The 14,336-nt window shown below is 46.6% G+C and carries 8 protein-coding genes; all 8 read right to left on the bottom strand.

Annotated features, from left to right (window positions below):
* Window positions 1-282: 282 nt before the first annotated feature.
* Window positions 283-1,467 carry an elongation factor Tu gene (gene tuf / locus KT99_RS18690; protein ID WP_005503277.1) on the bottom strand — a complete coding sequence of 395 codons (1,185 nt, stop codon included), beginning with the start codon at window positions 1,465-1,467 and terminating at the stop codon, window positions 283-285.
* Between the two features lie 82 nt (window positions 1,468-1,549).
* Window positions 1,550-3,646 carry an elongation factor G gene (fusA, locus tag KT99_RS18685; RefSeq protein WP_005503276.1) on the bottom strand — a complete coding sequence of 699 codons (2,097 nt, stop codon included), beginning with the start codon at window positions 3,644-3,646 and terminating at the stop codon, window positions 1,550-1,552.
* Window positions 3,647-3,721: 75 nt separating this feature from the next.
* Window positions 3,722-4,192 carry a 30S ribosomal protein S7 gene (gene rpsG / locus KT99_RS18680; protein WP_005503275.1) on the bottom strand — a complete coding sequence of 157 codons (471 nt, stop codon included), beginning with the start codon at window positions 4,190-4,192 and terminating at the stop codon, window positions 3,722-3,724.
* A gap of 77 nt (window positions 4,193-4,269) precedes the next feature.
* Window positions 4,270-4,644: a 30S ribosomal protein S12 gene (rpsL, locus tag KT99_RS18675; protein WP_005503274.1), complete on the bottom strand. Its 375-nt coding sequence runs from the start codon at window positions 4,642-4,644 to the stop codon at window positions 4,270-4,272.
* Window positions 4,645-4,832: 188 nt separating this feature from the next.
* Window positions 4,833-9,059, bottom strand: a complete 4,227-nt coding sequence (gene rpoC, locus KT99_RS18670) for a DNA-directed RNA polymerase subunit beta' (protein ID WP_005503273.1) — start codon at window positions 9,057-9,059, stop codon at window positions 4,833-4,835.
* Window positions 9,060-9,139: 80 nt separating this feature from the next.
* A complete protein-coding gene (rpoB, locus tag KT99_RS18665; protein WP_005503272.1) occupies window positions 9,140-13,171 on the bottom strand; it encodes a DNA-directed RNA polymerase subunit beta in 4,032 nt (1,343 codons plus the stop codon).
* A gap of 234 nt (window positions 13,172-13,405) precedes the next feature.
* Window positions 13,406-13,774, bottom strand: a complete 369-nt coding sequence (gene rplL / locus KT99_RS18660; RefSeq protein ID WP_005503271.1) for a 50S ribosomal protein L7/L12 — start codon at window positions 13,772-13,774, stop codon at window positions 13,406-13,408.
* Window positions 13,775-13,820: 46 nt separating this feature from the next.
* Window positions 13,821-14,324 carry a 50S ribosomal protein L10 gene (rplJ, locus tag KT99_RS18655; protein ID WP_005503269.1) on the bottom strand — a complete coding sequence of 168 codons (504 nt, stop codon included), beginning with the start codon at window positions 14,322-14,324 and terminating at the stop codon, window positions 13,821-13,823.
* Window positions 14,325-14,336 lie beyond the last annotated feature (12 nt).

Raw genomic sequence — 14,336 nt, 5'->3', positions numbered from 1 at the left:
CTAATTCGTAATTCGCCTAATGGTTAAGGCGAAGGGTTATTATACTGATTTACGTTAGTAGATCAACCCCGTTGTCTGAAATAACACCAAGAAGACGTTATTCAACCGAATAGCAGTATCAAGCAGGCTGCTGACTCGAGATCATAACAGGTATTATGCAATAAAGTGACGGCATTATACCCATTCAAATATAAATGATCAGTCGGTATTACCGACAAATTTCAGACAATAAAAAAGGAAGCCGAAGCTTCCTTTTCTTAGTGTCTGTAAGACTAGTCGCTATTAAGCAAGGATCTTAGCTACAACACCAGCACCAACAGTACGACCACCTTCACGGATAGCGAAGCGTAAACCTTCATCCATCGCGATTGGGGCGATTAGTGTTACTACCATCTGCACGTTATCACCAGGCATAACCATCTCTACGCCTTCTGGCAGCTCGATAGTACCAGTCACGTCCGTAGTACGGAAGAAGAACTGTGGACGATAGCCCTTGAAGAATGGAGTGTGACGTCCGCCTTCTTCTTTTGACAGAACGTAGATTTCTGATTCAAAAGTAGTGTGTGGAGTGATTGAACCTGGAGCCGCTAGCACTTGGCCGCGCTCAACGTCTTCACGCTTGATACCACGTAGAAGAACACCACAGTTCTCACCTGCACGACCTTCGTCAAGCAGTTTACGGAACATTTCAACACCAGTACAAGTTGATTTAGTAGTATCTTTGATACCAACGATTTCAACTTCTTCACCAATCTTGATGATACCGCGCTCTACACGACCAGTTACCACTGTACCACGGCCTGAGATAGAGAACACATCTTCGATAGGAAGAAGGAATGGCTTGTCGATGTCACGTTCTGGCTCTGGGATATAAGTATCCAAAGCTTCTGCAAGCTCAAGGATCTTAGCTTCCCACTCTGGCTCGCCTTCGAGGGCTTTAAGTGCTGAACCTTGAATAACTGGCAGATCATCACCTGGGAAGTCATATTCAGAAAGAAGTTCACGCACTTCCATTTCGACTAGCTCAAGCAGTTCTTCGTCATCAACCATGTCACATTTGTTCATGAATACGATGATGAAAGGTACGCCAACCTGACGAGAAAGCAGGATGTGCTCACGAGTCTGTGGCATAGGGCCGTCTGTAGCAGCAACAACTAGAATTGCGCCATCCATTTGTGCAGCACCAGTGATCATGTTTTTAACATAATCGGCGTGACCAGGACAATCTACGTGTGCATAGTGACGTGCAGGAGTGTCATATTCGATGTGAGAGGTATTAATTGTAATACCGCGCTCACGCTCTTCTGGAGCGTTATCGATCTGGGAGAAGTCTTTAGCTTCACCACCGTAAGTCTTTGCTAAAACAGCAGAGATAGCAGCAGTTAGAGTAGTCTTACCATGATCCACGTGCCCGATAGTACCGACGTTTACATGGGGTTTAATACGTTCAAATTTTTCTTTAGCCACGATATATTCCTTTCTTCTCAGAAATGCCCGGCTTGACACCGAGCAATAGCAATTAATTTTTAGTTATGGATTACCCGGCTAATTAGCCTCGAGCATCCATAATCGCTTTCGCAATATTTTGCGGCGCGTCGGAATACTTCAAAAACTCCATGGAGTATGAAGCACGTCCTTGAGTCGCGCTTCGCAAATCAGTTGCATACCCAAACATTTCAGATAGAGGCACTACAGCATGAACGAGTTTGACGCCGGCAATGCCATCGTCCATTCCTTCGATCAAACCACGACGCCGATTCAAATCACCGACAACATCTCCCATATAATTTTCAGGAGTGGTGACTTCAACTTTCATGCAAGGTTCCAGGAGCGTAGGGTCTGCTTCGAGAGCGCCCTTCTTGAAGCCCATGGAAGCCGCAACTTTAAAGGCCATCTCATTAGAGTCCACATCATGATATGAACCATCAAAGAGAGTAACCTTGACGTCCAAGATAGGGAAGCCGGCGAGTACGCCGCTCTTCATCTGCTCTTGAATACCTTTATCTACTGCAGGGATGTATTCTCTCGGAACAGCACCACCAACAATCTCGTTAACAAATTCATAGCCGAAACCCTCTTCTTGAGGCTCCAGTTTCAACCAAACGTGACCGAATTGACCTCGACCACCAGATTGACGAATAAACTTGCCTTCAACTTCTACACTCGAGCGAATAGTTTCACGATAAGCTACCTGAGGTTTACCTACGTTACACTCGACACTGAATTCGCGACGCATACGGTCAACAATAATGTCTAAGTGTAGCTCACCCATGCCAGAGATCAGTGTCTGACCCGATTCAGGATCGGTTTCAACACGGAAAGAGGGATCTTCCGCTGCAAGCTTTTGCAACGCAATGCCCATCTTCTGTTCATCGGCTTGAGATCTTGGTTCCACGGCAATCGTGATCACGGGCTCAGGGAATTCCATGCGTTCCAGGATGATTTTATGATCAATATCACAAAGAGTATCACCCGTAGTCACGTCCTTAAGGCCAATAGCAGCCGCGATGTCACCAGCGCGTACTTCTTTAATCTCTTGGCGATCGTTAGCATGCATCTGCACCATACGACCCACGCGTTCCCGCTTCTGTTTGACCGAATTATAAACGCCAGAACCTGTTGTCAATACACCCGAATATACGCGTATAAAGGTCAAGGTTCCAACGAACGGGTCTGTCGCTATCTTAAATGCCAACGCAGAGAAAGGAGCATTGTCGTCCGCAACGCGTTCAACCTCTTCCCCATTTTCATCTATGCCTTTAATCGCAGCCACTTCGACTGGCGATGGTAGATAATCGATAACGGCATCGAGAACGGCTTGCACACCCTTGTTCTTAAATGCAGAACCGCAAGTAGCAAGGACAATCTCATTTGCCAGAGTCCGTTGACGCAGCGCCTTCTTGATCTCGTCTTCTGATAGTTCGACCCCATCGAGGTACTTTTCCATCAGTTCATCAGAGGCCTCGGCGGCAGCTTCAACCAGATATTCTCGCATCTCACTCGCCTTATCTGCGAGCTCAGCTGGAATATCCTCATAGGTGAATGTGGTGCCATGATCTTCTTCTGACCAGTTAATGGCCATCATCTTGATCAGGTCAATAACGCCTTTAAACTCCTCTTCCGCGCCAATATTCATTTGAATTGGCACACAAGTCGCACCCAAACGGTCACGAATCTGTTGAATGACGCCATCAAAGTCCGCACCGGCACGATCCATCTTATTGACGAATACTATGCGGGGTACTTGATACCTATCGGCTTGACGCCAAACAGTCTCAGATTGTGGTTCAACACCCGATGCGCCACAGAACACAACTACCGCACCATCGAGTACTCGCAGAGAACGTTCGACTTCAATAGTGAAATCAACGTGACCAGGAGTATCTATGATATTGATACGGTGCTCAGTAAACTGGGCTTCCATACCGCGCCAGAACGTGGTCGTTGCCGCAGAAGTGATGGTAATACCACGCTCCTGCTCCTGCTCCATCCAATCCATGGTAGCTGCGCCATCATGAACTTCACCGATCTTATGAGAAACACCGGTGTAGAACAAAATACGTTCTGTCATTGTGGTTTTACCTGCATCGACATGAGCAACAATACCAATATTTCGGTAGCGCTCAATCGGAGTTGTACGAGCCACGTTTAAACCCTCTTGACCAAGGCTAATGCCTTAGATATGTAGAATATGGAGCTGGCAACAGCCAGCTCCATCAGATTACCAGCGGTAATGAGCGAACGCCTTGTTCGCTTCTGCCATACGATGCACGTCTTCGCGCTTCTTAACAGCAGAACCTTTGTTTTCTGAAGCGTCTAGCAATTCACCGGCTAGACGTAGAGCCATAGATTTTTCACCACGCTTACGAGCAGCTTCAACTAACCAACGCATACCCAATGCATTACGACGAACTGGGCGTACTTCACATGGTACCTGGTAAGTAGAACCACCAACACGACGAGACTTAACCTCGACTGAAGGGCGAACGTTATCCAGGGCTGCTTCAAGGATCACTAGATGCTCTTCGCCTTTCTTTTCGAAAGCGGTATCTAGTGCCTTGTAAATAATTTTTTCTGCAGTCGACTTTTTGCCGTCCTGCATGATGACGTTGATGAACTTAGCCAGCAACTCACTGTTGAACTTTGGATCTGGTAGGATTTTACGTTGTCCTACAACGCGACGTCTTGGCATAACAATTTCTCCGTATGCTTCAGGGACCCCAAAACTGGAATCTTAATATTTAGCTTGGCCTTACTTAACGGAAAACGTTAAGACTTAGGACGCTTAGCTCCGTACTTAGAACGACCTTGACGGCGGTCACTCACGCCAGCACAATCTAATGCACCACGGATTGTGTGGTAACGCACACCAGGTAGATCTTTAACACGACCACCACGGATTAGAATTACGCTGTGTTCCTGCAGGTTGTGGCCTTCACCGCCGATGTACGAAGTAACTTCGAAACCGTTAGTAAGACGCACACGAGCTACTTTACGTAGTGCAGAGTTAGGTTTTTTAGGTGTGGTTGTGTATACGCGAGTACAAACACCACGTTTTTGTGGACACGAATCCAACGCTGGCACATTAGTCTTAACGACTTTGGGCGAGCGAGGATTACGGACCAACTGGTTTATAGTTGCCATGTATAGCTCCGAATCAGTTGATAAACTCAACAGTAAGGTGTGAAAAATCTATATCCCACAGGTGTGGGACGCGAAATTTTAGAAAGGTAATCGCATTCTGTCAAGAAATAGACAACTTTTAACCCATATAAAGTAAAAAAAGGCACTTGATGCGCCTTTTTTACAATCTATTTACTTTTCAGTCCGATTTAATCAGCACTTCCGGCAAGGTTGAGCAGGTCAGCCAAGTTTCTCTCGGCTTCACTTGCAGTTATCGTTGATGCCTGTTCAGATGTTTTACCCGCTGCTTTAGCAGCTAATGCAGCATTACGTTTCTGATGGTAAGCATAACCGGTACCGGCAGGGATCAAGCGACCCACTATCACGTTTTCTTTCAGACCACGTAGTTTATCCCTCTTACCAGCTACTGCCGCTTCCGTAAGTACGCGGGTAGTCTCCTGGAACGATGCAGCAGAGATAAATGACTCTGTTGCAAGCGATGCCTTGGTGATACCCAAAAGTTCACGGTCGAAGGTTGCAGGCTTCTTACCCTGAGCTTCAAGCTCACGGTTAGCGATCTTAACGCGGGCCACTTCTGCTTGCTCACCGGCGAGGAACTTACTGTCACCTGCATCTGTGATCAAACACTTACGTAGCATCTGACGGATAATCACTTCGATGTGCTTATCGTTAATTTTTACGCCCTGTAGACGGTAAACGTCTTGAACTTCATTAACGATATAGTTAGCCACTTTATGAATGCCACGTAGACGTAGAATATCGTGAGCAGCCTCGGCACCATCAGCAATAACTTCACCACGTTCGACTTTTTCACCTTCGAACACGTTCAGGTTACGCCACTTAGGGATCATCTCTTCGTAAGGCTTGCCACCATCGGCAGGCGTGATCAACAGACGACGCTTACCTTTAGTTTCTTTACCAAACGAGATAGTACCTGAGTATTCGGCAAGAATTGCCGGCTCTTTTGGCTTACGCGCTTCGAACAAGTCGGCAACGCGAGGCAGACCACCGGTAATATCACGAGTCTTAGATGACTCCTGTGGGATACGCGCTAGCGCATCACCAACATTGATCGCTGCGTTATCTTCCTTGTTCACAATCGCTTTACCAGGTAGGAAGTATTGTGCAGGTACTTCAGTACCCGGAATCTTCAAGTCTTCACCGCTAGCATCAAGCAGACGAATCGCAGGACGCATCTCTTTACCAGCTGTTGGACGTTGACCTACTTCCATAACGACAATTGAGGATAGACCCGTTAGATCATCTGTTTGACGTATCATAGTGACACCTTCAATCATATCGACGAACTTAATGGTACCCGCAACTTCAGAGATAATTGGATGAGTGTGAGGATCCCAGTTAGCGATAATTTCGCCAGCTGTTACAGTTGATTCTTCTAGTCTCTCCAGAATCGTACCGTAAGGCACCTTATAACGCTCTTTCTCACGACCAAGCTCATCGATAATCGCGACCTCTGATGAACGAGAAACGATAACCAACTTACCTTCGCTGTTGGTGACATGCTTAGCGTTATGTAGCTTAACTGTACCAGCGTTCTTAACCTGAACGTTGTTTTCAGCAGAAGCTCGAGAAGCCGCACCACCAATGTGGAAGGTACGCATCGTTAGCTGTGTTCCTGGCTCACCAATTGACTGAGCAGCAACAACACCGATAGCTTCGCCTTGGTTGATGATATGACCACGAGCCAAATCACGACCATAACAGGCGGCACAAACACCGAAATCTGTATTACAGCTAATGACTGAACGCACGATAATTTCATCGATAGAGTTCTCTTCCAAGGTGTCACACCATGCTTCATCGAGCAATGTGTTACGAGGAGCAAGAACCTTCTCAGTGCCCGGATAAAGCACATCGACAGCAACCACACGTCCGAGGACACGCTCACGCAGCGGCTCAACCACATCACCACCTTCGATAAGCGGCTTCATGGTTAAACCTTCTAATGTGCCACAATCATCTTCGATAACCACGAGATCTTGGGCCACATCAACCAGGCGACGAGTCAGGTAACCAGAGTTAGCTGTCTTCAATGCGGTATCGGCTAGACCCTTACGTGCACCGTGAGTCGAAATGAAGTACTGAGAGACATTCAAACCTTCACGGAAGTTCGCCACAATCGGGGTTTCGATGATTGAGCCATCAGGCTTAGCCATCAGACCACGCATACCGGCTAACTGACGAATCTGTGCAGCACTACCACGAGCGCCCGAGTCAGCCATCATATAGATGCTGTTAAATGACTCTTGCTCTTCCTCTTCACCGTCACGGTTAATCACTGTCTCTTTAGACAGGTTATCCATCATGGCTTTAGAGATCTTCTCGTTGGCACTGGCCCAGATATCGATGACCTTGTTGTAACGCTCACCTGCGGTCACAAGACCCGATTGGAACTGCTCTTGAATCTCAAGCACTTCGGCTTCGGCTTCGGCAACTAAGGTGTACTTAGCCGCTGGGATAACCATGTCATCGATGCATACAGAAGCGCCCGATACTGTTGCATAGTGGAAACCGGCATACATCAATTGGTCGGCGAAGATAACGGTTTCTTTAAGACCTAATTGACGATAACAAATGTTCAGTAGTTGACCTATCTGCTTCTTACCCATGTTCTGGTTAACCAGATCGAAAGACAAGCCTTTCGGTAAGATGCGAGAAAGTAGTGAACGGCCCACAGTAGTCTCTACGATACGACGAGACTCGGTACGCTCGCCATTTTCGGCAATATGAGTCTCGGTAATACGCACTTTAACTTGAGCATGAATAGCGGCGAAACCAGTATTATAAGCTTTTTCAACTTCATCGATGGATTCGAACACCATGCCTTCACCTTTACCGTTAACACACTTACGGCTGGCGTAGTACAGACCCAATACAACATCCTGTGACGGTGTAATAACCGGCTCGCCGTTTGCTGGCGATAGAATGTTGTTAGTAGACATCATTAACGAACGTGCTTCTAACTGAGCTTCAAGCGTCAGTGGCACGTGAACAGCCATTTGGTCACCATCGAAATCGGCGTTGTACGCCGCACATACGAGAGGGTGAAGCTGAATCGCTTTACCTTCAATCAGTACCGGCTCAAATGCCTGGATACCAAGACGGTGAAGTGTGGGTGCACGGTTAAGCATGACCGGATGTTCACGAATGACCTCTTCCAATACATCCCATACTTCGGCAACTTCACGTTCAACCATCTTCTTAGCCGCTTTGATCGTTGTCGCTAGACCACGACCTTCAAGCTTGCCATAGATGAAAGGCTTAAATAGCTCGAGTGCCATCTTCTTAGGAAGACCACACTGATGCAGGCGTAGCGTTGGACCTACGGTAATGACCGAACGACCAGAGTAATCGACACGCTTACCTAGCAGGTTCTGACGGAAACGACCTTGCTTACCTTTGATCATATCTGCCAAAGATTTAAGCGGACGCTTATTAGAACCCGTAATAGCACGACCACGACGACCGTTATCCAATAGCGCATCCACAGACTCTTGCAACATACGCTTTTCGTTGCGTACTATGATATCTGGGGCCGCTAGGTCTAACAGACGCTTAAGACGGTTATTACGGTTGATCACACGACGATAAAGATCGTTAAGATCAGACGTAGCGAAACGTCCACCATCTAGTGGAACCAGAGGGCGTAGATCAGGTGGTAGAACCGGTAGCACTTTAAGGATCATCCACTCAGGCTTATTACCCGATTGGAAGAAAGCCTCAATAAGCTTAAGACGCTTAGTGATCTTCTTGCGACGAGTCTCAGAATTGATTGATGGCAATTCTTCACGCATCGACTCAATTTCTTTCTCAAGCTCGATAGCACGTAGCAATTCAAGCACTGCTTCGGCACCCATCTTAGCTTCGAATTCGTCACCGTACTCTTCTAACGCGTCGAGATAATTCTCTTCGGTTAGCATCTGCCCGCGTTCAAGACTGGTCATGCCAGGCTCGATCACCACAAATGATTCGAAGTAAAGTACACGTTCGATGTCACGCAGAGTCATATCCAGCATCAAACCGATACGAGACGGCAGTGACTTAAGGAACCAGATATGTGCTACTGGGCTAGCGAGATCTATGTGACCCATACGCTCACGACGTACTTTAGTCTGGGTAACTTCAACACCACACTTCTCACAGATCACACCGCGGTGCTTTAAGCGCTTATATTTACCACATAAACACTCATAGTCTTTTACTGGACCAAAAATACGCGCACAGAACAAGCCTTCACGCTCGGGCTTGAAGGTACGGTAGTTAATGGTTTCTGGCTTCTTAACTTCACCAAATGACCAAGAGCGGATCAGATCTGGCGACGCTAGTCCGATCTTGATACCGTTAAATTCTTCGGTCTTGCTTTGCTGTTTCAGAAACTTTAATAAGTCTTTCACGTTTCTCTCCTGAAGGAGTTAAAACCGGTGCCCTGCTAATGCAAGACACCAATTTATTGCCAAATCAACCTAAGTTAATTTTAGTCTTGATCCAACTCGATATTAATACCTAGTGAACGGATTTCCTTCAACAATACGTTGAATGACTCTGGCATGCCTGGTTGCATCTGGTAATTACCGTCAACGATGTTCTTATACATCTGAGTACGGCCGTTCACATCATCAGATTTAACGGTTAACATCTCTTGAAGAGTATATGCGGCACCGTATGCTTCTAGTGCCCATACTTCCATCTCTCCGAAACGTTGACCACCAAACTGAGCTTTACCGCCCAGAGGCTGCTGAGTAACAAGACTGTACGAACCCGTAGAACGAGCATGCATCTTGTCGTCAACCAAGTGGTTAAGCTTGAGCATATACATGTAACCTACGGTTACCTGACGATCAAATTTGTCACCGGTACGGCCATCATACAAGGTACGTTGACCAGAGGTAGGAAGCTTAGCAAGCGTTAGCATTTCCTTGATCTCTTTCTCTTTCGCACCATCGAATGCAGGAGTCGCAATCGGAATACCAGCCTTAAGGTTCTTAGCCAGACGCAATATTTCATCATCGGTAAACGAATCGATATCGACGCGCTGCAGCACATCGTCACCTAACTCATATACTTCTTTGATATAGGCACGAATTTCGGCTAATTGACGCTGTTCTTCAAGCATAGCGGTGATCTGATCACCGATACCTTTAGCAGCCGCCCCCATATGAACCTCTAAGATCTGACCGATATTCATACGAGATGGTACACCTAGCGGGTTCAATACGATGTCGATTGGGTTACCATTCTCATCATAAGGCATGTCTTCGACTGGGTTAATCTTAGAGACTACACCCTTGTTGCCATGACGACCCGCCATCTTATCACCAGGTTGAATCATACGTTTAACAGCAAGGTAAACCTTAACTATCTTAAGTACACCAGGTGCTAAGTCATCACCTTGGGTGATTTTACGACGCTTGATCTCAAACTTCTTATCGAAGTCGGCTTTCAATTCATCATGCTGCTCGGCAAGCTGCTCAAGTTCTATCTGCTTAGCTTCATCATCAATTGTCTGTATCAGCAACTGAGAACGAGGAATCGCATCGAGTTGTGCCTGTTCGAAGCCTGCGTTCAATAGCAGGTTACGAGCACGCCCATAAACACCCTCTTCGAGGATTTTAAACTCTTCGGTCAGATCTTTCTTAGCCTGAGCGATATGCATCTCTTCGATTTCAACTGCACGCTTATCTTTCTCAACGCCGTCACGGGTAAATACCTGGACGTCGATGATAGTACCTTTCACTGAGTTAGGTACACGTAGCGAGCTGTCTTTAACGTCAGATGCCTTCTCACCGAAGATAGCTCGGAGGAGTTTCTCTTCCGGCGTCAGCTGAGTTTCACCCTTAGGTGTCACCTTTCCAACTAGGATGTCGCCACCCGAAACTTCGGCACCGATATATACGATACCCGATTCATCGAGCTTAGAAAGCGCAGACTCACCCACGTTTGGAATATCGGCGGTGATCTCTTCACTACCCAACTTAGTATCACGAGCGATACAAGAAAGCTCCTGAATGTGAATAGTGGTGAAACGATCTTCCTGAGCCACACGCTCAGATATGAGGATTGAATCCTCGAAGTTGTAACCGTTCCAAGGCATAAACGCGATACGCATGTTCTGACCAAGAGCCAGCTCACCCAGATCTGTAGAAGGACCATCGGCCAATACATCACCACGAACCACAGGATCACCAACAGAACAACAAGGACGTTGGTTAATACAAGTGTTCTGGTTAGAACGTGTGTACTTAGTCAGGTTATAGATATCGATACCGGCTTCGCCTGGGCATAGCTCAGATTCGTCAACCTTGACAACGATACGGCTAGCATCGACATAATCGACCACACCACCACGCTTAGACACAACAACAACGCCTGAATCGACCGCAATAATACGCTCGATACCTGTACCCACTAATGGCTTATCGGCTCTTAGTGTAGGCACAGCCTGACGTTGCATGTTCGCACCCATCAAGGCACGGTTAGCATCATCGTGTTCCAGGAACGGAATCAGTGAGGCTGCGACTGAGATAATCTGCTGCGGTGATACATCCATATACTGGATGTCGCTAGCACTCATAAAGGTTGAATCACCCTTATGACGACAGGCAACCTGCTCTTCGAGCAGACGTCCGTTCTTATCTATGTCTATGTTCGCCTGAGCGATAACATAACGACCTTCTTCGATTGCCGACAGGTAATCTATCTGATCGGTAACCACACCATCTTCTACCTTACGGTAAGGTGTTTCGAGGAAACCGTATGAGTTAGTACGTGCGAAACTGGCTAACGAGTTGATCAGACCAATGTTTGGACCTTCCGGAGTTTCGATTGGACACAAACGACCGTAATGAGTCGGGTGTACGTCTCGAACTTCGAAACCGGCACGTTCACGAGTCAAACCACCAGGACCCAGAGCCGAAATACGACGCTTGTGCGTCACTTCAGAAAGTGGGTTGTTCTGATCCATAAACTGAGACAGTTGAGAAGAACCGAAGAACTCTTTAACTGCGGCGGAGATAGGCTTAGCATTGATGAGATCTTGAGGCATTAGCTCATTAAGATCACCAAGGCTTAAACGTTCACGTACGGCACGTTCTACACGAACGAGACCAACACGGAACTGGTTCTCAGCCATTTCGCCAACACTACGAATACGACGGTTACCTAAGTGATCGATATCATCGACCTCATCGCCACCGTTACGAATAGTAATGATGTTCTTCATTACCGCAACGATGTCTTCCTTAGATAGGATACCCGAACCTTCATCTTCGCCAATATTTAGACGACGGTTGAACTTCATACGACCGACTTTAGACAGGTCATAACGCTCTTCACTGAAGAACAAGTTCTGGAATAGGCCTTCGGCCGCATCTTTGGTTGGTGGCTCGCCAGGACGCATCATACGATAGATCTCAACCAGCGCCTCGAGACGGTTAGTTGTAGGGTCAATACGTAGGGTATCTGACATGTAAGCGCCGTTAGCAAGATCATTGATAAACAGCGTGCTTATCTCTTTGATGCCAGCCATTGAAAGCTTAGCAAGATCTTCTAAGGTGATCTCAGCATTGGCAGAAACCAATACTTCACCTGTATCCGGATCTATGTAGTCCTGACCCGCAATCTTACCCACGATATAATCTATCGGTACTTCTAGTTCAGTAGTCTTTGACTTCTCTAGCTGACGAATGTGGCGTGCAGTAATGCGGCGCCCATTCTCAACTAAGATACTGCCATCGGCATCTTTGATGTCGTAACTTGCAGTCTCGCCACGAAGACGCTCTGCAACAAGATCCATGACTAGTGAATCTTTCTTGATCTTGAAGTTCACACGCTCGAAGAACAGATCCAGAATATCCTGAGTCGAATAATCTAATGCACGTAACATGATAGACGCAGGAAGTTTACGACGACGATCGATACGTACGAAGAGTGCATCTTTTGGATCGAATTCAAAATCTAACCAAGAACCACGGTAAGGAATAATACGTGCGTTATATAACACTTTACCTGAAGAATGGGTCTTGCCACGGTCATGATCGAAGAACACACCGGGTGAACGGTGTAACTGAGATACGATAACACGCTCAGTACCATTGATAACGAAGGTACCGTTATCAGTCATTTGAGGGATATCCCCCATGTAGACTTCTTGTTCTTTAATGTCTTTAACTGTGCCTGCAGCTGCTTCACGATCATACAAGACCATACGCAACTTAACGCGCAATGGTGCTGCATATGTAATACCGCGGATCTGACACTCTTTCACATCAAAAACAGGCTCACCTAACTTATAGCTGACATACTGCAGCTCTGAGTAACCAGAAAAGCTCTTGATGGGAAAAACGCTACGGAAAGCGGCTTCAAAGCCAAGCTCACCAGTAGGATCTTGATCAGTGAACTTCTTAAATGAGTCCAACTGTATTGAGAGTAGGTAAGGGATATCCATAACTTTTGGACGTTTACCAAAATCTTTACGAATACGCTTCTTTTCAGAATAGGAGTAAACCATGGGTTTCCTCTGATTTCGAGATGTGACCAAGACTGATTCAAAAAATTGAAACAGCGCGTTTGCCCATCACCGTTGATGGCAAGAACCTAACCAGTAATCTCTGTTAGGAACTGCATGATCTGGCGACAAACGGTGAAAAAAAAATCGCCTACGCTTACAGCGCAAAAAAGGCCGACGGTTAAAAAACCGCCAGCCTTCACCCGATGACTCGGGCGGAGTAAGTTAAATTATAACTTACTTGATCTCTACAGAAGCACCAGCTTCTTCAAGAAGAGTCTTAAGTGCTTCAGCTTCTTCTTTAGAAATAGCTTCTTTAACCGCTACTGGAGAGGCTTCAGCCAAAGCTTTCGCTTCTTTCAGGCCAAGAGCTGTAGCGCTACGAAGAGCTTTAATTACTTTAACCTTAGTCTCACCGAATGAAGTCATCATGACGTCAAATTCAGTCTGCTCAGCAGCAGTATCGCCTTCAGCAGCTCCGCCAGCAACAACAGCAGCAGCAGCAGATACGCCGAACTTCTCTTCCATTGACTCGATTAGTTCAACAACTTCCATTACAGACATTTCTGCAACAGCGTTTAAGATATCGTCTTTAGTGATAGACATAACAAAAAATTCCTATTGTTCTGAATTTAAGCGGCTAAGTATAAACTTAAGCAGCTGCTTCTTCTTTTTGATCGCGAAGGGCGGCCAGTGTACGAACTAGCTTGCCAGCAGATGCTTCTTTCATTGTCATCATCAACTGAGCAATTGCTTCGTCGAATGTTGGCAGTTTCGCTAAGCGATCTATATCGGCTGCAGGGATGAACTCCCCTTCAAAGGCTGCTGCTTTGATTTCAAACATCTCTTGCTCACCAGCGAAGTCTTTAAGAAGACGCGCGGCTGCACCTGGGTGCTCGTTAGAGAAGGCAATCAAAGTAGGACCGGTAAACGTATCGCTAAGGCACTCAAAATCAGTACCTACAACTGCGCGTCTAGCTAATGTATTACGTACAACTTTAATGAATACACCTGCTTCGCGAGCTGCTCTACGCAGACCGGTCATATCACCTACAGATACGCCACGTGAATCGGCGACAACTGCAGATAAAGCACCTTTGGCAGCTTCGTTGACTTCAGCAACAATCGCTTTTTTGTCTTCGAGTCCTAATGCCATTGGCTTTAGGAC

Source organism: Shewanella benthica KT99 (assembly GCF_000172075.1).
Taxonomy (GTDB): domain Bacteria; phylum Pseudomonadota; class Gammaproteobacteria; order Enterobacterales; family Shewanellaceae; genus Shewanella; species Shewanella benthica_A.
The sequence above is the reverse complement of the archived record's forward strand: the minus strand, read 5'-3'. Positions and strand labels throughout refer to the sequence as shown.